Origin of the sequence: Aquibacillus saliphilus (genome assembly GCF_020404745.1) — a bacterium.
Classification (GTDB): domain Bacteria; phylum Bacillota; class Bacilli; order Bacillales; family Amphibacillaceae; genus Aquibacillus; species Aquibacillus saliphilus.
On the sequence record NZ_JAIZAP010000003.1, the window covers coordinates 1 to 17,524 of the forward strand.

The window sequence follows — 17,524 nt, forward strand, 5'->3', positions numbered from 1 at the left end:
GAAAGTGTTATCCGGTATTAGCTCCGGTTTCCCGGAGTTATCCCAGTCTTACAGGTAGGTTGCCCACGTGTTACTCACCCGTCCGCCGCTCATTCCACAAGTTCACACCCCGAAGGGTGATCGCTTGTTTCCTGCGCTCGACTTGCATGTATTAGGCACGCCGCCAGCGTTCGTCCTGAGCCAAGATCAAACTCTCCATAAAGTTTATGAGCTTGATTGCTCGTTCAAAAAACTAGCTTAATTTCTTACTTAACATACTGGTTGTTTCGTTCAGTTTTCAAGGATCAAATCGTGATGTCTTTTTTGCGACAGCTTTTACATTATATCAAGTTATTTTGATAAAGTCAACAACTTATTAACAATGTTTTTTTCGTTTTTGTTCCGCCGTTCAATTTGACGGCTGAATTAATATATCATGTTAACCATTTCGATGTCAACACTTTTTCTTCGTTATTTCATGGTGATTCGCCGCGTCTGTTTCAGCGACGGATATAAATATAACATGGATATCAATACATGGTCAATACTTTTTATTAATAAATTTAAATTAGCAGCGACCACAACGATTAATGACCAAACATTAGTACCAATTACAGTTGATCATGATCTTCATGGTCGCACAGTTTCCTGATGTCCAAACCATTTAATAGGATTTAACTTTATACTTTCTATGATAGATGTCCTTCCCTTTTGTTTCTACCTGGACAACTTCTAAGATTTCTTTCTCTGTTAAATACTCAATCATAGAACTTAAGTTTAATGCGTAAGACTCAACTTCAGGATGCACTTTTAATTCACCAAAGGACCATGCTTCCTCTTTTGTCTCTATAATATCAATTAAATGCTTCGCACACACTTTAGAACGTGAACTAAGCGCAAATTCCATCGCAATCAACATTAATTCAATTCGCTTTTTTAAATCCTCATCACTTTTTATTAACTCTTCATATAACTTATATACTTCCGGATCAATTCGCTTCACTTGGTTCCAAACGATTACTTCCGGATGATATCCTTTTTCGATGATTGCAAGTCTTGCTAAATAATGTAACGATCGAATCACTTTACTATAAGCATCTAGATATTGAGCCGATTCATATAAATCCTTTGATTCACTGCAGCTTCTAGTAAGCTTAGAAAACTCCATTGCTAGCTTGGATTCTCTTTTAACTTGTGGGAAATTTCTAAGTTCTCCCTTCAGATTAGCTACAAACTCATTTCGGTCAAAGATAGTTTTTCCGTCAATCACCCATTCTACAGCTCTAGGAAACGTACTTGTATCAATCCAATGATTTAACAACTTTGTATCCACAATATGCATAGCGGCAGTTTTTCCATCAAACTCATAATGTTTTACATACCAAGATTGTTTTGCCTCTTTAACAATGACAAGTAAGATCACATCAAAATTATCCGTTACCGGGCTGATAGGTTTTTTCTTTCCTATTATAAGTACACCTAATGTGTTGGGTTGGCTTGCTCGCTCTTGATAGACTGGACGTAATAAGTCTTCCATAGTCTTTGCCTCCAATAAATAATTTAAAACACTATTTCGATAAAATAGCCTGAAATCCTTTTTTATATTAGCAGAAATTATAGATAAATCGAATACTTAATTTTAAAAACAAAACAATTTTCTAAATTCAGTATACATTACATTTATCCATACCCTTATTCATTTAGCAAATTAACATACATTAGTTAATTTCAAATTACTCCTTTAAAATTTTATGCTATACTACCTGTTGAAGGTTAAGGAGGGAATAGCTTGGCTTTAAATTATTCAAATAAAATTAATAAAATCCGGACGTTTGCTTTAAGTTTAATTTTTATCGGCTTCGGGGTTATGTATGTAGGAATTATATTTAAACAAGTCGAATGGCTAATGGTCATTTTGTTTATTCTCGGATTATTGTGTATTGTATTTAGTACAGTTGTTTACTTCTGGATAGGCATGCTTTCTACTAGGGCTGTACAAATCATTTGTCCATCATGCGAAAAAGCAACGAAGGTTTTAGGGCGTGTTGACGCTTGTATGCATTGCAAACAACCACTCACTCTTGATAAAAACCTTGAAGGTCAAGAATTTGACGAAAAATATAATTCAAAAGACTATCGTAAATCAATAAGAAATAAATCAGACAAATAAACGTTTCACCTTTAGAAAAATACAGTTTCTTGGATAGGTTTTATCTCTTAAATATCTTATAAAAAAACAAGCCCCTCTTCCTGCTCCACTTGAGCATTAAAGGGGCTTGTTTTTTCTGCACGTAATGTAGTGTTAATTAGTGCTTTGTTTTACAGTCTCCACATACACCATAAATCTCCATCCTATGATGACTGACGTCAAATCCAGTTACCTTTTCAGCAAGAGACTCAACTTCATCTAGACTTGGATAATGGAAATCAACGATTTTACCACAAGAGTCACAAATAATATGGTAATGTTTTGATGTATTGCAATCAAAACGGCTAGAAGAATCTCCGTAAGTTAATTCCCTAACAAGTCCAATTTCACGGAATACTCGTAAATTATTGTACACGGTAGCAACACTCATGTTTGGAAATTTTCCTTCTAATGCTTTATATATATCATCTGCGGTAGGGTGAATCTCAGCATTTAAAAGATATTCTAGCACCGCATGACGTTGTGGGGTAATTCTTACTCCAGATTCTTTTAATCGACCTACAGCTTCTTGAAGTCTTACTTCAGCCACCGTCATGCACCTCTCTTTCAATCCATATATTTTGATTTTTTGTTTTTATCTACGATTATTAGAATGATTATAACTGGTAAATAGGATTTATTCAATTTATTCTAACACTATTATTACTTTGTAATTCTTATAATTAGTCTAACCGCTTTGTAAACATTCTGTCAATAAAAGTATATTAAGTTTATCGATCATTTATACTACTCATCCACTTTTAATGGTACTTCATTTCCTCCACACATCTTATTAGCATAGCGTGCTGCAACGAACAAATAGTCAGACAAGCGATTGAGATATGAAATAACCAGTGGGTGACTTTGCTCACCTTCCACAGCTACAGCAAGACGTTCCGCCCTTCGAACAATTGTCCTTGCTACGTGTAGTGTCGCCGCAACTGGGTGACCAGATGGTAAAATGAAATTTTTAAGTGCTGGGAGTTCGTTATCCCATTGATCTATTTGGGATTCTAGTTCTACTATATGCTGATTCGTTAGCTTCCATGTCACTTCATTATTATCTGGAGTCGCAAGTTCTGAACCAACATGAAATAAAATGGTCTGAATTCGGTGCAAACTATTAAAAAATTCTTCCTTCTTCTCCCACTCGACTGCATCCAAGTGACTTAGCGCAAGTCCAATCATTGAATTTGCCTCATCACACGTCCCATAAGCTTCAACACGGATGTCGTTCTTAGCAACTCGCTTTCCATAGATTAGCGATGTTGTTCCTTTATCACCAGATCTTGTATAAATACGCACTTTAGTACCCCCTCGTTAAATCGATATCATTCAACTAATTTGTGTTTTTGTTTAACTAACTATTCTCAAGGTATTTTTTCATCATATACTTTTTCCTTTAACGTGAAAAACTTTATGACTTAAGTCAATTTCATAATTACAATATCAAGCGATATCCTGTCAACATATAGGTGGAAAGGGTTCAGGTCCTACTATTATATTATCAGGATATGGCGGTAAAGGTATTATGAAATTGATTAAACTATGGGCTTATGTATTACTAGTCAATTCCATACTATTGATTTTTTGAAATTGACTCATTACTTACTATTTCCCAGAAAAAACACAAGGAACGAGTCCTTGTGCAAGATATTAATTATAAGGGGAGGTTTCAGGGTTATATGGTACTATATGAATTTAAATCACTATTGTATAGCGTTATTGCCTACCTTATGATAAATTTTCCGGATTTAGGCCTTTTAACTCTTCTACAACAAATAATCCATCTTTGCGGATTAATACATCATCAAAGTAAATTTCTCCGCCCCCATATTCTGAACGTTGAATCAACACCATATCCCAGTGCACCGATGACTTATTTCCATTTGGAGCATCATCGTAGGCTTCGCCTGGAGTGAAATGGAGACTTCCTGCTATTTTTTCATCAAACAATATGTCACCCATCGGCTCCGTGATTTTCGGATTGAGCCCTAGTGCAAATTCACCGATATATCTCGCTCCATCATCTGTATCTAGAATTTCGTTTAATCTTATTGAATCGTCTGCGGTGGCTTTTACAATTTTCCCATTATCAAATGTCAGAGAAACATTATAGAATGTATTCCCTTGATATGGACATGGCGTATTATAAGTAATGGTGCCAGAGACACTATCTTTCACTGGCGCAGTATATACCTCACCATCAGGAATGTTCCTTTCACCAAAACACATCACAGCCGGAATATCTTTAATAGAAAAATTTAAATCAGTATCAGGGCCAGTAATACGAACCTTATCCGTACGATCCATTAACAATTTCAGAGCCTTTTGGGCCTCTTCCATTTTATCATAATCGACGGTACAAACATCGAGCACATAGTCATAGAACGTGTCGTAGCTCATCGAAGCCTTTTGCGCTGCACCATGTGTTGGGTAATTAAGCAGCAACCATTTTTTATTATCGATTAAATAATCATTGGCTGGCTTTAACAAGCGACCTGCCATTTGCCACTTTTCGGCAGGAACTTCCCCAAATTCTGCATCATTTTCTTCACCAACAATCGAAATAAATGCATCAATATCCTGATATTTTTCCATATTCCATTTATTTTGCAACTCAAACTGTAATTCTTGTGAATCCTTCACCTGTAGCCTTGTCAGCTCATCATCCATTAACTCGAAATAAGGAATTGCTTTAAGCTCATACGCTTGTTTAATTAACTCTTTAATCAATGGTTTTGCATTCGTATGGCCCAGAATATGTACTTTTTCATTTTCCTCTATTTTTAATGAATGTGTTAATAATAATCTGGCTAGCTTTGTAAGCCTTGTATCCCTCACTAGATAATTCCCCCTTTTGTTTTGATAGAATTATTTATTTTCAGGCTTAAAAAGCTAATCCTTCCTTAACTTAAATTTTCTCGAATAAACGATAGTGCATCTTCCACATGCCCATCTACTTGAACGTTGCGGTATTCCTTTTGCAAATTACCTTCTTTATCAATGATAAATGTAGAACGTTCAATTCCATAGTACTCTTTCTCTGGCTTTTTCTTTAATTTCCAAACACCATATTCTTCTGCTAGTTTATGATCCTCATCCACTAATAGAGAAAAAGGAAGATCATGCTTTTCCTTAAACTGTTGATGACTTTCTTCTGAATCAGGACTAACTCCAAGGATAACGGCATTAACATCTTTGAAACTTTGATGGTTATCACGGAATCCACAAGCTTCTGTTGTACATCCTGGTGTATCATCTTTCGGATAGAAATATAATACAACATGTTTACCTTTAAGATCAGAGAGCTTCACTTGTTCTCCATTATTTGCTTTCAAATCAAAATCCGGTGCTTTTTTACCCACTTCTACGGTCATTATTATTCCTCCTCATTTAATCCATCTATAATTAATGGTATATAATATTCGTCTAACTTACAAATAATCAAATTTGCGTTGTTCTTCTTTTTGTCTATCTTCCGCTTTTAACTCAGCAGAGTATTGCCAAAACTTCAGAAAAAATGCTGTTGGCAGAATGTAACCGATTAACGCTTCAATTAAAGCAAGCAGCCTCCCCCATCCAATAGGTGTTACATCACCATAGCCAACCGTCATTAATGTTACTCCACTAAAATACAATGAGTGAGCTAATGATTCTAATACACCTATTTCCTGCAATATTCCTCCTTCTATTAAAAGAACACCATTAAATGAAAGTACAAAATAGAGTAACCCAAAACTGATGAGTACGCCAAAATAGACTATTATCATCGTATAAAAAATCTCGCGGGAAAAGTAGCTCCTCTGGTAAGACTTCTGGTAAAAGAATGAATACAAACTACCCCCAAGTAACACCAGTATTAATAGCACCGCTACGATCGCAATCATTGTTCGACACCTCCACCTGACAAGCTATCACCACTACTTTTAAGTCTATGTTTTAAATGCCGATTTATTTTCTACTTTATAGTTAAATGTAATTATGCAGCACTGGTCTAAGCTGTTCCTGTCTTTTTTAAACTGTTATAATAGGATCGAAAATCAAAGATAAAGATATGGAGGTTTCACATGAATTTTACTAATTCCGAAAAGTTACATACAGAAGCACAAGAGCATATTGTTGGTGGTGTTAATTCGCCATCACGCGCCTTCAAAGGTGTTGGCGGAGGTACTCCTATTTATATGGAAAAAGCAGAAGGAGCCTACTTCTATGATGTTGATGGCAATAAGTATATTGACTACTTAGCCGCTTACGGTCCAATTATTACTGGACACGCCCACCCACATATTACTGCCGCCATTACAAAAGCAGCTCAAAATGGCGTTTTATACGGGACACCAACTGCCCTTGAGAATACATTTGCTAAAATGTTAAAAGAAGCAATTCCTTCTTTGGAAAAAGTACGTTTTGTTAACTCTGGTACAGAAGCTGTTATGACCACCATTCGTGTGGCACGGGCCTATACAAACCGAGATAAAATTATAAAGTTTGCTGGTTGTTACCATGGACATTCGGATCAAGTATTAGTCCAGGCCGGTTCTGGTCCATCCACACTTGGCAACCCAGACTCCGCTGGTGTAACTAAATCAACTGCCAAAGATGTCATCACAGTACCTTTTAACGACATTGAGTCCTATAAAAAAGCAATGGACGAATGGGGCGATCAAGTAGCAGCTGTTTTAGTTGAACCAATTGTTGGTAACTTTGGCATTGTTGAACCGAAACCCGGTTTTCTAGCGGAAGTGAATAAAATCACTCACAACGCTGGTGCATTGGTAATTTATGATGAAGTAATTACGGCTTTTCGTTTCACTTATGGAAGTGCGCAACAACTTGTACATGTTGAACCTGATATGACCGCGCTTGGAAAAATTATTGGCGGAGGTCTACCTATTGGTGCATACGGTGGGAAAAAAGAAATAATGGAACAAGTTGCCCCCCTAGGGCCTGCCTATCAAGCAGGAACCATGGCTGGAAATCCGGCATCCATGTCCGCTGGAATAGCTTGTTTGGAAGTGTTAAAAAAACCGGGAATCTATGATAAATTAGATAAACTCGGGGAAAAATTAGAGCAAGGTATTCTTAAAGCCGCTCGAGATAATGACATTACAATCACAATCAATCGTTTAAAAGGTGCATTAACTGTCTATTTCACTGATGTGAACATAGAAAACTACGCGCAAGCAGAAGCTACCGACGGCGATAAATTCGGGCAATTTTTCAAACTTATGCTCAATCAAGGAATTAATTTAGCACCATCAAAATATGAAGCTTGGTTCCTAACCATCGCACATACTGAAAAAGACATTGAAGATACATTGGTTGCTGTTCAACATGCATTTAAACAAATGAAATGAATGAATTAATATACAAAATGGACGATTTGAACACTTCCAAAATATCCCTCATTTCCACTGATATCATCATGAGGGGTTAGATTCAATAAAATTTACAAACCAGCATTTAAATTGCATAATTATTTGATTATTATGTATCTTTATGCTATGATTAAGATGAAAATTAATACTTTTCAACTCATGCTATTGTGTCAGTTTACGTATGACTTCCCTTCAAAAGCATGATTACTTGCTCCTGCATTTTATGCAGGAGCTTTTTTGTTTATTTAATTGAAGCTATTGAGTCAATTCAGAAATAATTACTATTGTTTGCTATACTTAATTTAGAGGAATAAAGAGATTTACTGCTTACTTTTTTAAATTTAGCAGTTTTAAACTATTGACTTTAAGAGGGATGATTACATGAAACTTGGAGCAAGAATGCTGAAAACTGGACTTGCTGTAGCAGTAGCACTTTATGCAGCTGAAATGCTTGGTTTTTCTTCACCCGTTTTCGCGGGTATCGCAGCAGTATTTGCGATTCAACCATCCATTTACCGTTCTTTTCAAACAATAGTAGAGCAAATACAAGCAAATATTATTGGTGTACTGATTGCAATTATCGTTGTTTTCACCTTAGGCAATGATCCATTTGTCATTGGCTTCACGACCATATTAGTCATTGGGATTTGTATGAAATTAAAGATGTCTGAAAGTACAATTTCCTTAGCGATTGTTGCTATTATTGCTGTTATGGAATCAACTGATATGAATTTCTTAAACTTTGCATTGATGCGATTCTCCGCTTTAACGTCAGGAATCTTATCAGCGTTTTTGGTGAATTTATTATTCTTGCCACCAAAATATGAAACAAAACTTTTTCAAAAGATCGACCGCTCTACCGGTGATATATTACAGTGGCTTCGTGTAACAACTCGGCACCTTTCCGATGAACCGGCACTAAAAGGTGAAATTACACGATTGCATGATGAAATTCGAATAATTGATAATACCTATAAGTTATTTCTAGAAGAACGAACATACTTAAAAAAGTACCGTCTAATCAAAGCACGAAAGTTGATCATTTTCCGACAACTGATCGTTACAACAAAGGAATCTTACGATGTATTAAAGACATTTCACCAATTAAACGAGAAGATTAGCACGATACCACACAGCTTTCAATCCGTATTAGTTGAAGAATTGGATAAGGTCATCCACTCGCACGAGAAACTTTTGTTAAGCTCGATGGGAAGAATTAAAAAACAAAACACAGAAATGCTACACCAACTGTCCGAACCCGACATCCCGAAGTTAATTGACACACTTATCCATGTTTATCAAGAAGATGAAGATAAGAAATTAGTCTTATTACCCTTAGCAGCACAATTGATGGAGTATCAACGTGAATTGCTCCATTTACAACTATTGTTGAAAAGTTATCAGCAGTATCACCAGGACGAACATCTGGAAGTGGTTCATAAAGATACATAAAACGGTTAACACAACATCAGATTCTGCTTTTAATAAAAATATCTAAACAGTAAACGGCTGTGAACTTATAAGTTCACAGCCGTTTTTCACCTTAGGTTCCCATATATTCTGGTTTTGAGTCATCTAGATGTTGTACTTGATAGAGACTATAGTAACCACCTTTTTTATTCATTAATTGTTGATGTGAACCTTCTTCTTTGACAACGCCATCTTCAATTAAAATGATACGATCTGCGTGGGTAATCGTAGCAAGTCGATGTGCTACAATAAACGTTGTACGATCTGAAGCTAGTTTTTCCAACGCTTCCTGGATCAAGTGTTCACTTTCCAAATCAAGTGCAGATGTTGCCTCATCTAAAATAAGAATTGGTGGATTTTTCAAGAAGATACGAGCAATTGCTATCCGTTGCTTTTGTCCGCCAGATAACTTGACACCACGTTCTCCAACTAACGTGTTGTATCCATTTGATAGTTTCATAATAAATTCATCTGCATTAGCTGCTTTTGCTGCCTCTATTACTTGTTCATCCGTAGCATCAGGGTTTCCCATCCGGATATTCATTGCAATTGATTCACTAAATAAAATATTGTCTTGTAAGACCATTCCAATCTTATCTCGCAACGAGCGAGCCTCCACGTCTCTAATGTCGTACCCGTCAACCTTTATACTTCCACCAGTGACATCGTAGAGCCTAGGGATTAAGCTGATAATGGTTGACTTTCCACCACCACTCATGCCCACTAACGCAATTGTTTCTCCTTGTTTTACTTGGAGTGATATGTTGTCCAACACTAATTCTTCTTCGTCCTCATATCTAAAAGAGACTCGATCAAATTCAATTTTTCCATCCAAATCCTTTAAGTGCTTAGCGTCTTTTTTATCAACAATATCATAATCTTCATCAATAAATTCAAACACGCGGTCCATGGAAGAAATTGATTGGACAAGGACAGTCGAAGAACTAATCAGGCGCCTTAACGGACCATAAACGCGGTCGCTATATCCTACAAAGGCTGCAATCGTACCTACAGTAAGTCCAGAAGTAATCGCTAAATACCCCGCAAATGCAATAACAATTAGTGGTGCAATGTCTGTAATTGTATTCATTACAGCAAATGTCTTTGCATTCCATGATGTATGGTCAATAGCTTTGTTTAGAAAGTTTTTATTTTGCTGGTCAAACTGCTCTTGTTCATAATCTTCTAAAGCAAAACTTCTTGTGACTGGTATTCCTTGAATTCGTTCATGCAAATGCCCTTGAACCTCAGCCAAAGCTTGTGACCTTTCCCCTGTCAGGCTTCTTAATTTTCCATAAAATATCCTCACTGCTATACCATATAAAGGGAATAGTGCAATAGCTACGATAGTTAATGGGATATTCATTGTAAGCATGATGGCGATAGCGATTAGAATTGTTATCAAATCAAGCCAAATATTCATTAATCCAGTCATCACAAAATTCTTTGTTTGCTCTACATCATGAATGACTCTTGAAATAATCTCTCCCGTTTTTGTCTGCGAGTAATAACGAAGACTGAGTCGCTGAATATGTTCAAATAATTGCTCTCTTATATCATAAAGTATTTTATTTCCAGTCCATTGCCCTAAGTATTGTCTATAATATTCAATCGGTGGACGTAATACTAGAAATACAACGAAGGCTCCTCCCATTAGCCACATTAATTCACCTAACTTTTCTGTATCACTAAGATTTGGTGCTCCGATAATGTCATCAATCACATATTTAACTATTAATGGCATTAATAGCGGGATCCCAAATTTCAAAATCCCAATCAAAACTGTCAATAATATTTTCCATTTATAAGGTGTTACAAACTCTAAATACCGTTTTATACTATCCAAAATGTCACTCTCCTTGGTTGCCTTGGTACCTTGCCATTTTTTTCTTCTGTACTTGAACTTCTTCATCGTGTTTTAAGACATGCCAAATTAGAATACAAAAACCTTGTCTTTATGAGACAAGGAATTATAGTAAAATATAGAACTATTCATTTAGCGGTAGGTTAAATATCGCTCATACCATTGATCAATAAATTCTGGCGCAAAAGGACCTTTTCTTTGTCTAACCCAATGAATTAAGTATTCTAAATTATTTTTCAAAATCCCATCAAGTACCTTTGGATAATTCATTTGATTTCGGTGTAATTCGTATTCATCTTCATCTAACAATGTGTATGTCATATCAGGAAAAACCTTCAAATCCAAATCATAGTCAATATATTTAATTGCTTCTTCTTCGAAAATAAATGGAGATCCAATATTGCAATAATAATGGATACCTTCATTACGCAGCATGCCGATAATATTAAACCAATATTTTGAATGAAAATAGCATATGGCCGGTTCTCTCGTTACCCATGTTCTTCCATCACTTTCTGAGACAACGGTTTTATCATTAGCTCCAATAATCACGTTACTAGTACCTTTTAAAACCATACTATTCTCCCAGACGCGATGGAGTTGGCCATTATGTTTGTAGCTTTGTATTTGTATGGTAGTACCAGGTGCCGGGCCAGCCATTCCTATCTTCCTTTCTATTCGTACAATCAATTATACTTATTTTAACATATATTATAACTGTTAAAATTATTAAAAGGAAATGAAAGGCTGTATAACGATCTAGTAAAAAGATGAAATAAATTAGAACGCACGTACCAGAAATCATTTAAGGGGTAGAAAAGGAGCCCCCATCGGCATTGGGAGCTCCTTTTTTAAAAATCATCCTGGCGCTTAATTACTTCTTTTGTTGAGACTTTTGGTTTTGCTGTCTTACTTTCTGTGCATCGGTCTCAGAAGCAAATTCAGTACCGAATTGTTGCTGACCTTGGCCTTGTTTAGCCTGTTGGTTTTGTTGTTTCACCTTTTGAACATTTGTTCCTGCAACAGTTTTGTTTGGCTGATTATTATTTTTAGCCATGAGAATATCACCTCCGCAGATATTAATTTATCCATTTCATTTGATATTATCCAAACATAATCACAAAAAATTTTTATTCCATCTATTACAGGCTAAAAATACCCAGCGAATAAACTTTTCATTATGAATTAAAATATGTTTAACAACTGAATCAATTTCAAGAGAAGTGCTATGAAATTGACTAAACTACTTGAAATGGAGATGTATGAATATGTACAAAGGTAGAGACATGACGGCATTATCAATGATGGGAAAAACAGATTGGGACAAGCAAGAATTGACTTATTTCCACCATGCACTTACTCAAATTCTCCCTTATTTAAATGAAGAAGGTACCACCATCTTAAGAGAGATAAATGCAGAAATGCACAATAGAAGCAAACTTTAAGTCAGCTAGAAAGATTGTGTTGAAAAAAGATAGGGAATTTCTATAAAATGCGACGTAACTTTATCGTGACTTTTCTTTCATTCTTTATAAGATGAGTGGTTAAATCAGCGCTGCGGAAATACACTTCGCTTTCCGCGGGTGGCTGCTGAGCCTCCTCGTGCTTCGCACTGCGGGGTCTCATCTATGCCTTTCCTCCCGCAGGAGTCTTCGTGTATTTCCTCCGCTAGTAAATGTGGTTTGGTCAATTAAATTTCTTGATTGATTTTCACATAATAACGAGTTGTTTGGAGCGGAGGGCAGTCGACTCCTGCGGGAAAAGCAACAGCTGAAAATCCCGCAGGAAGCGGTTTTCTTCCGAGGAAGTTGAAGCGTTGCCCGCGGAAAGCGACTGGCCGGAGCGGAAATCAACATTGCAGTTACGTCGCAATTTCTATCAACTGCGGAGGTTTATAACCAACAACATTTACGAAAAGACCAAAAAACACAAGCGCCTCAGTCACCCTAGGCAATAAGTCGAACCTGTATGTGGTGCTTTTGCCACAACAAAGAGTAGACCTCAGACTGGTAGGCGCTAGAGCTAGACATTAGTACGCAATTAGAAATAAGCAATATAACTCACCGTAAGTGTTTTAAAATCTTTTGGTGAGGAACAGGGAATGGATATTCTTCTAATTTTTCTAATGATACAAACACTGCATCACTGTTGGATAATTCCCCTCTCACAACGCTTGCATCATAGACATCCAACTGCCAAATGATGTGAGAAAATACGTGTTTAATTTTATTACTATTCCTATTCACATTAACCTTTAGTCCGTATATTTGTTCTAACCATTCCTCACTGTGTTCAAGGTCAACCTCATCTAATGGAGCCATTGGGAATTGCCACATATTGGCGAGTAAACCTTTTTCGGATCGTTTTTCAATTAAAAAATTACCATTAGAATCTTTAATTACAAAAACATGATAAGGAATCGTCTTTTGCTTCTTTTTCTTTGATTTGACAGGAAGTTGGTCTTGTCGACCTGCCTCATATGCCTGGCAATGTTCCTGAACAGGGCATAACAGACAATTTGGAGTTCTCGGCGTACAAATAACTGCTCCAAGTTCCATTAACCCTTGATTAAATGCAGACGGGTTATCTTTTGAGATAATTTGACTGACACACTGTTCAAATAAGTTTCTCACACTTTGTTTAGCAATGTCTTCGTCGATTAAAAGAATTCTTGATAATACTCGCATGACATTACCATCAACAGCTGGCTCAGGTATATCATAAGCGATACTCAAGATTGCACCCTTTGTATAGGGACCGACACCTTTTAACGATCCAAGTTGTTTTGTTTCTGAAGGTACTTTGCTATTATAAGAAGTAACAACTTCTCGAACAGCGTTTTGTAAGTTCCTTGCACGGGAATAGTACCCTAGACCTTCCCAAGCTTTTAATACTTCTTGTTCTTCTGCATCTGCAAGGTCACTTAAGGTTGGAAACTTTTCAATAAATTGCTTAAAATAAGGTATGACTGTATCTACTTTGGTTTGTTGAAGCATAATTTCAGACACCCATACTTTATAAGGGTCTTTATCTTTGCGCCAAGGAAGGATTCGTTGTTCCTTTTCAAACCAATGAATTAAATCATTTTGAAACTGTTCTATTTTTACATTTTCTACAAGTTTATTTGCTTGATCGTTTGGCACAATGCTTCATCCTTCGTGTTACAATAAATTTGTTATGGAATAGCTGATAATCTTTAGCTAATCATCGTTAATGATTGCTTTTTGTTACTGAGTTAAATTTCATAATTAGACGATAAAGCTATATCCTAACAACATAATTATGAAATTGATTAACCTTATATTGAAAAATTCAAGGCGCGCCCAATATATATCGAATTAATTCACACGCACTTATATTATCATCAGATTTACTTTAAGTGAAACCCTATTTTAGTTGAATTCACGAAGAAATAGAAAAAGGAGGAACCATTTGGATGGATACAGGAACCCATATTGTTATGGGGGTTGCTTTGGGTGGAATAGCCACTCTTGATCCCGTAGTACAAAATGACCCTACTTTGTTCAACGCTATCATGATCGGTACAGTATTAGGTTCACATGCTCCTGATTTCGATACCGTTCTTAAATTAAAAAATAATGCAGTTTACCTGCGACATCACCGCGGAATTACACATTCCATGCCGGCAGTTGCCTTATGGGGCATAGGTCTAGCAGCGCTGATTTATGCATTCACGCCAGAAGTTAGTTTCCTACATCTATGGCTATGGACATTTTTAGCAGTTATTCTGCATGTTTTAGTCGATGTCTTTAATGCTTATGGGACCCAGGCATACCGGCCATTTACACGTAGATGGGTTGCTTATGGCTTTATTAATACTTTTGATCCCTACATCTTCTCGTTGCATATTGTCGGTATTGTTGCATGGATGCTTGGGGCTGAGCCAGGATTCACTTGGTTAACCATTTATGCGATTATCCTACTTTATTACATCAAACGGTATTTGGATAAGCGTGAATTAGTCAGGAAAGTCCATCAACATTTTGATGCTGTTGAACAAATTGCAACATCTCCAACACTAAAGCATAATGTATGGCGATTGGCAATTACGACTGCTAATAACTTCTATGTTGGCAAAGCGGAAAATGGCCATATAGAAATTGTGGATGAGTTTGAAAGAGTATTTTTACCGAACAATAAAATTATTGATAAAGCAAAACAAGATAAGAATATCTCCGCTTTTCTTTCTTTTTCACCTGTATATCGGTGGGAAATTAATAGTTATGATGACTTCACAGAAGTAAGGTTTATTGACTTAAGATATCGATCAAAGGAGCATTATCCATTTGTTGCTGTTGTTCAGATTGATGACAACATGAGAATTATGAGTTCCTATACTGGATGGATATTCTCTGAACAGAAACTACAAAGTAAACTTCTTTTGGATGAGAGTCCCCCGTCTATTTAGAACAGAAAACTAACTTAAAATAAGAAGGCTGACTGCTTGATAGCGTCAGCCTCTTCTTAATGCAGCTTTTTATTTTTTTCAAATAATTCTCGATATTTCGGGTTATGTTCTGCAAATTCATGTAATTTCGGGCCATAATGATCAATCCAGCGCAGCACAATCTGTTCAGTAACTTCTTTTCCTGCATATTCACGACCAGCTTTCGCTCTTGTCGAATCGAAGTCTTCCCAAAGTAATTCCACCCAAGTGATCGCCTGATCAATTGTAAGCTTTTCATTTTTATTATATAACCGCTCCGCTAAGCGTTTGATTATGTCTTGCATAGCTATTTTCACCTCAGTTTTCCTATCTGGATCGTTTAGTAATATCCAAAACTTAACTGTCATTGTACCACATAACATGCTTCAATTTTGCGCAAATTAAAGATGCATTACTTAGCAAAAGTAGTGCAGTGCATGTTACTGTTCGGGAGGTTTGAACAATGCGTAATAAGAAGAAAGGTTTTCCTTTGAAAAATATGGACGGCGAACCACGTGCTAAGGCGAAATACAGCCCGCAAAGAGCAAATGGAACGACCAATACTGATCCCCAAGGACGAATGCAAAAATCTTCCAAACGCTAAATTATTAGGAGGAATCAGTCATGGCCAAAGGCCGTAATCAGCATAAACCATTCTTTGCTAATCTTTATCAAGATCCGTTTCAATCACCCCGTGCAAGTCATAAACACACTGGCCATCAAGTGAATGGTGAAACAAAGAAGAGCCAGTCAGAGATTATCACTGAAGTTCAAATGAATAAACGAGCATAAACAAAAGCACTGGCGCCGGAGCTAGACATGGCTAACCTAGACAAAAAGAAGAGAGGTACAGTCCTAAGTCGACTGTACCCTCTTTCCAAAAACAGAAATTGGTATCGCTTCTTGTTTTTCATACTTCTGACCTAACAAATTGATTCGATACCCCCAGGCAAACACTCCATTCATATAACTAATCACAAACGTCTGTCCAGGATCACCGTCGAGCTCATAAACTTCTCCAGCTTTAAAATCACCCGGGTTTAGCATATAGGCAATAGCCATTTGTACTTTTCTTTCATATATTGCGTACTCACTTACATTTCCCATTTGCTCAGCTTTTTGAGCCTTCTCTTTTAATGTTGCTACTTCGTCTCTAAGCTGTTCCACTGTATATTCACTGTATCTCGTTTCCATATTTTTCACCTTCCCAAATGAAGTTATTGTTTAACAAGACCTTCTATCTATAGATATCCATTCTGAGGTCTTAAGTAGCAATGATTGCAACTAGCGCGAAACTCGCCTTAAAATTAAATTTCTGTATTCAATACTCTTGAATGTGTATAATCAAAATGAAATGCATTATAAAACATCCTACATAAATAAAGGAGTACCTTACATGTTGAAGTTATTTGTAACAGATCTTGATGGAACATTATTGGACAACCACCGATATGTTAAAGAAGAGAATATACTAGCCATCCAAACATTAATTGAAAATGATGTTGAATTTGCAATCGCAACTGGTAGAATGGATCGCGATATTATTGAGATTCTGAAAAAAGTCAACCAAACTGGTCATAGAGTTAGTCAAAATGGAGGATTTGTTCATGACAAGGATGGAAGCTTACTTTTCTCTGAGACGTTCTCTGATGATTTAAGTAAACGACTCCATCAATCAATCTCTACTCATTCGTCCTTTTATTCTGTTACCACCGCAGACGAGGTTTATGTAACTGAGAAGACACCAATGGTGAAGCAATTTGAGAAATTAGCATATTTCCCATTAACAGAGTTTGCTGATGTTGCTGATCATTATGGTAGTACTATATTTCCGGCAAAGTTTAATATTATTGGAAAAACCGAAGACATAATAGCGATTCAGGAAAAAGTAAATCAAGAGCTAGGATTGGAAATGGAAAGTTACTTATCTGATAAATATTGTGTTGATTTTGTACCCAAGGGTGTAAGCAAAGCACTTGGACTGTCTCATTTAATTGATAAACTCGAAATGAAGGCTGATGAAATTGCTGTTATTGGCGATTCACACAATGACATTCCAATGCTCGAAATGACACCACACAGCTATGCGATGTCCACTGCCCATCCTGAGGTTAAAGAAAAAGCTTCTTATGTCGTTGATCATGTTCATGAAGCCATTAATCACTTAAGGAACAAAGAATTATTTTAAGTGTTTT

The 17,524-nt window shown here is 36.4% G+C and carries 21 protein-coding genes and 1 rRNA gene; 9 read left to right on the plus strand and 13 right to left on the minus strand.

What is annotated here, in order from left to right:
* Positions 1-202 (minus strand): 16S ribosomal RNA (locus LD272_RS04045); the annotation flags it as partial.
* A gap of 300 nt (positions 203-502) precedes the next feature.
* Between LD272_RS04045 and LD272_RS21375 the strand changes: the two genes are divergently transcribed.
* Complete coding sequence (locus LD272_RS21375; protein WP_255639638.1) at positions 503-631, plus strand: hypothetical protein; 129 nt, start codon at positions 503-505, stop codon at positions 629-631.
* Positions 632-643: 12 nt separating this feature from the next.
* Here LD272_RS21375 and LD272_RS04050 read toward each other — a convergent pair whose 3' ends face one another.
* Entirely contained in the window at positions 644-1,516 is an 873-nt protein-coding gene (locus LD272_RS04050; RefSeq protein WP_226035318.1) for a nucleotidyltransferase-like protein, read from the minus strand.
* A gap of 252 nt (positions 1,517-1,768) precedes the next feature.
* Between LD272_RS04050 and LD272_RS04055 the strand changes: the two genes are divergently transcribed.
* The gene (locus tag LD272_RS04055) at positions 1,769-2,149 is read left to right on the plus strand and encodes a YgzB family protein (RefSeq protein ID WP_226035319.1); all 381 of its coding nucleotides are present in this window, start codon (positions 1,769-1,771) and stop codon (positions 2,147-2,149) included.
* A 136-nt stretch (positions 2,150-2,285) separates the two neighbouring features.
* On the opposite strand, the gene perR is transcribed toward LD272_RS04055, so the two are convergent.
* The 5 genes from perR to LD272_RS04080 all read right to left on the minus strand — a co-directional run bounded on the left by perR (position 2,286) and on the right by LD272_RS04080 (position 6,057).
* On the minus strand, positions 2,286-2,723 hold the full coding sequence (perR, locus tag LD272_RS04060; RefSeq protein ID WP_255639639.1) for a peroxide-responsive transcriptional repressor PerR: 438 nt from the start codon (positions 2,721-2,723) through the stop codon (positions 2,286-2,288).
* A gap of 191 nt (positions 2,724-2,914) precedes the next feature.
* The gene (locus LD272_RS04065; protein WP_226035321.1) at positions 2,915-3,472 is read right to left on the minus strand and encodes a cob(I)yrinic acid a,c-diamide adenosyltransferase; all 558 of its coding nucleotides are present in this window, start codon (positions 3,470-3,472) and stop codon (positions 2,915-2,917) included.
* Positions 3,473-3,901: 429 nt separating this feature from the next.
* Positions 3,902-5,011, minus strand: a complete 1,110-nt coding sequence (locus tag LD272_RS04070) for an aminopeptidase (RefSeq protein WP_226035322.1) — start codon at positions 5,009-5,011, stop codon at positions 3,902-3,904.
* Positions 5,012-5,076: 65 nt separating this feature from the next.
* Positions 5,077-5,547: a thioredoxin-dependent thiol peroxidase gene (gene bcp, locus LD272_RS04075; RefSeq protein WP_226035323.1), complete on the minus strand. Its 471-nt coding sequence runs from the start codon at positions 5,545-5,547 to the stop codon at positions 5,077-5,079.
* 57 nt (positions 5,548-5,604) lie between these two features.
* Complete coding sequence (locus tag LD272_RS04080; protein ID WP_226035324.1) at positions 5,605-6,057, minus strand: potassium channel family protein; 453 nt, start codon at positions 6,055-6,057, stop codon at positions 5,605-5,607.
* Positions 6,058-6,237: 180 nt separating this feature from the next.
* On the opposite strand from LD272_RS04080, the gene LD272_RS04085 reads away from it, so the two are divergent.
* A complete protein-coding gene (locus tag LD272_RS04085) occupies positions 6,238-7,527 on the plus strand; it encodes a glutamate-1-semialdehyde 2,1-aminomutase (protein WP_226035325.1) in 1,290 nt (429 codons plus the stop codon).
* A gap of 402 nt (positions 7,528-7,929) precedes the next feature.
* On the plus strand, positions 7,930-9,000 hold the full coding sequence (locus LD272_RS04090) for an FUSC family protein (RefSeq protein ID WP_226035326.1): 1,071 nt from the start codon (positions 7,930-7,932) through the stop codon (positions 8,998-9,000).
* Between the two features lie 91 nt (positions 9,001-9,091).
* Here the strand turns inward: LD272_RS04090 and LD272_RS04095 are convergent, their stop codons facing one another.
* The 3 genes from LD272_RS04095 to LD272_RS04105 form a co-directional block, all read right to left on the minus strand.
* Positions 9,092-10,864 carry an ABC transporter ATP-binding protein gene (locus LD272_RS04095; RefSeq protein ID WP_226035327.1) on the minus strand — a complete coding sequence of 591 codons (1,773 nt, stop codon included), beginning with the start codon at positions 10,862-10,864 and terminating at the stop codon, positions 9,092-9,094.
* A gap of 150 nt (positions 10,865-11,014) precedes the next feature.
* Positions 11,015-11,542 carry a nucleoside tri-diphosphate phosphatase gene (ntdP, locus tag LD272_RS04100; RefSeq protein ID WP_226035328.1) on the minus strand — a complete coding sequence of 176 codons (528 nt, stop codon included), beginning with the start codon at positions 11,540-11,542 and terminating at the stop codon, positions 11,015-11,017.
* A 214-nt stretch (positions 11,543-11,756) separates the two neighbouring features.
* Positions 11,757-11,939, minus strand: coding sequence for a gamma-type small acid-soluble spore protein (locus LD272_RS04105; protein WP_226035329.1), 183 nt, complete (start codon positions 11,937-11,939; stop codon positions 11,757-11,759).
* Between the two features lie 211 nt (positions 11,940-12,150).
* Here LD272_RS04105 and yfhS point away from each other — a divergent pair, with 211 nt between their 5' ends.
* Positions 12,151-12,327: a mother cell protein YfhS gene (yfhS, locus tag LD272_RS04110; protein ID WP_226035330.1), complete on the plus strand. Its 177-nt coding sequence runs from the start codon at positions 12,151-12,153 to the stop codon at positions 12,325-12,327.
* A 615-nt stretch (positions 12,328-12,942) separates the two neighbouring features.
* Here the strand turns inward: yfhS and mutY are convergent.
* Positions 12,943-14,028: an A/G-specific adenine glycosylase gene (mutY, locus tag LD272_RS04115; RefSeq protein WP_500784460.1), complete on the minus strand. Its 1,086-nt coding sequence runs from the start codon at positions 14,026-14,028 to the stop codon at positions 12,943-12,945.
* Between the two features lie 290 nt (positions 14,029-14,318).
* Between mutY and LD272_RS04120 the strand changes: the two genes are divergently transcribed.
* Positions 14,319-15,311, plus strand: a complete 993-nt coding sequence (locus tag LD272_RS04120) for a metal-dependent hydrolase (protein WP_226035332.1) — start codon at positions 14,319-14,321, stop codon at positions 15,309-15,311.
* 56 nt (positions 15,312-15,367) lie between these two features.
* On the opposite strand, the gene LD272_RS04125 is transcribed toward LD272_RS04120, so the two are convergent.
* Positions 15,368-15,634, minus strand: a complete 267-nt coding sequence (locus LD272_RS04125) for a YfhJ family protein (protein ID WP_226035333.1) — start codon at positions 15,632-15,634, stop codon at positions 15,368-15,370.
* A 158-nt stretch (positions 15,635-15,792) separates the two neighbouring features.
* On the opposite strand from LD272_RS04125, the gene sspK reads away from it, so the two are divergent.
* Both sspK and LD272_RS04135 read left to right on the plus strand, forming a co-directional pair.
* Positions 15,793-15,933, plus strand: coding sequence for a small acid-soluble spore protein K (sspK, locus tag LD272_RS04130; protein ID WP_226035334.1), 141 nt, complete (start codon positions 15,793-15,795; stop codon positions 15,931-15,933).
* 20 nt (positions 15,934-15,953) lie between these two features.
* Positions 15,954-16,121: a YpzG family protein gene (locus tag LD272_RS04135; RefSeq protein ID WP_226035335.1), complete on the plus strand. Its 168-nt coding sequence runs from the start codon at positions 15,954-15,956 to the stop codon at positions 16,119-16,121.
* 63 nt (positions 16,122-16,184) lie between these two features.
* On the opposite strand, the gene LD272_RS04140 is transcribed toward LD272_RS04135, so the two are convergent.
* Entirely contained in the window at positions 16,185-16,523 is a 339-nt protein-coding gene (locus LD272_RS04140; protein ID WP_226035336.1) for a YfhH family protein, read from the minus strand.
* A 202-nt stretch (positions 16,524-16,725) separates the two neighbouring features.
* Between LD272_RS04140 and LD272_RS04145 the strand changes: the two genes are divergently transcribed.
* Complete coding sequence (locus tag LD272_RS04145; RefSeq protein WP_226035337.1) at positions 16,726-17,517, plus strand: HAD family hydrolase; 792 nt, start codon at positions 16,726-16,728, stop codon at positions 17,515-17,517.
* The last annotated feature ends 7 nt before the right edge of the window (positions 17,518-17,524 follow it).

Coding starts and splice junctions, on each gene's coding strand:
- LD272_RS21375 (WP_255639638.1), top strand. CDS start 503: ATGGATATCAATACATGGTCAATACTTTTTATTAATAAATTTAAATTA.
- LD272_RS04050 (WP_226035318.1), bottom strand. CDS start 1,516: ATGGAAGACTTATTACGTCCAGTCTATCAAGAGCGAGCAAGCCAACCC.
- perR (WP_255639639.1), bottom strand. CDS start 2,723: ATGACGGTGGCTGAAGTAAGACTTCAAGAAGCTGTAGGTCGATTAAAA.
- bcp (WP_226035323.1), bottom strand. CDS start 5,547: ATGACCGTAGAAGTGGGTAAAAAAGCACCGGATTTTGATTTGAAAGCA.
- LD272_RS04080 (WP_226035324.1), bottom strand. CDS start 6,057: ATGATTGCGATCGTAGCGGTGCTATTAATACTGGTGTTACTTGGGGGT.
- LD272_RS04085 (WP_226035325.1), top strand. CDS start 6,238: ATGAATTTTACTAATTCCGAAAAGTTACATACAGAAGCACAAGAGCAT.
- LD272_RS04090 (WP_226035326.1), top strand. CDS start 7,930: ATGAAACTTGGAGCAAGAATGCTGAAAACTGGACTTGCTGTAGCAGTA.
- ntdP (WP_226035328.1), bottom strand. CDS start 11,542: ATGGCTGGCCCGGCACCTGGTACTACCATACAAATACAAAGCTACAAA.
- LD272_RS04105 (WP_226035329.1), bottom strand. CDS start 11,939: ATGGCTAAAAATAATAATCAGCCAAACAAAACTGTTGCAGGAACAAAT.
- yfhS (WP_226035330.1), top strand. CDS start 12,151: ATGTACAAAGGTAGAGACATGACGGCATTATCAATGATGGGAAAAACA.
- LD272_RS04120 (WP_226035332.1), top strand. CDS start 14,319: ATGGATACAGGAACCCATATTGTTATGGGGGTTGCTTTGGGTGGAATA.
- LD272_RS04125 (WP_226035333.1), bottom strand. CDS start 15,634: ATGCAAGACATAATCAAACGCTTAGCGGAGCGGTTATATAATAAAAAT.
- sspK (WP_226035334.1), top strand. CDS start 15,793: ATGCGTAATAAGAAGAAAGGTTTTCCTTTGAAAAATATGGACGGCGAA.
- LD272_RS04135 (WP_226035335.1), top strand. CDS start 15,954: ATGGCCAAAGGCCGTAATCAGCATAAACCATTCTTTGCTAATCTTTAT.
- LD272_RS04140 (WP_226035336.1), bottom strand. CDS start 16,523: ATGGAAACGAGATACAGTGAATATACAGTGGAACAGCTTAGAGACGAA.
- LD272_RS04145 (WP_226035337.1), top strand. CDS start 16,726: ATGTTGAAGTTATTTGTAACAGATCTTGATGGAACATTATTGGACAAC.